Source organism: Howardella ureilytica (assembly GCF_054657495.1).
This window is the reverse complement of record NZ_BAAHYP010000038.1, coordinates 1-208: the sequence shown is the minus strand read 5'-3', so window position 1 is coordinate 208 and position 208 is coordinate 1. Positions and strand designations below refer to the sequence as shown.

At 50.0% G+C, this 208-nt stretch carries 1 protein-coding gene; it reads left to right on the top strand.

Annotation, left to right across the window (positions count from 1 at the left end):
• Positions 1-208: Cna B-type domain-containing protein (locus ACYQ1N_RS07615; RefSeq protein WP_459834531.1), on the top strand; the 208-nt coding region annotated here is incomplete at both ends.

Sequence of the window (208 nt, the reverse complement as noted above, 5' to 3'; positions counted from 1 at the left end):
AGCGAAGGAGCGATAGCGGGATATGCAACGGATAACAACAGCGCGGTAAACGGAGGAACGATAACAAACGTTCATACGCCTGATACCACTGAGATTACGATAACCAAGAGATGGGAAGACGGAAATAATCAGGACGGAATCAGACCGGACGCAGATGCATTCAAGGCAAAACTCCACCTTCTCGGAGACGGAGCCGAAGTAAACGGAG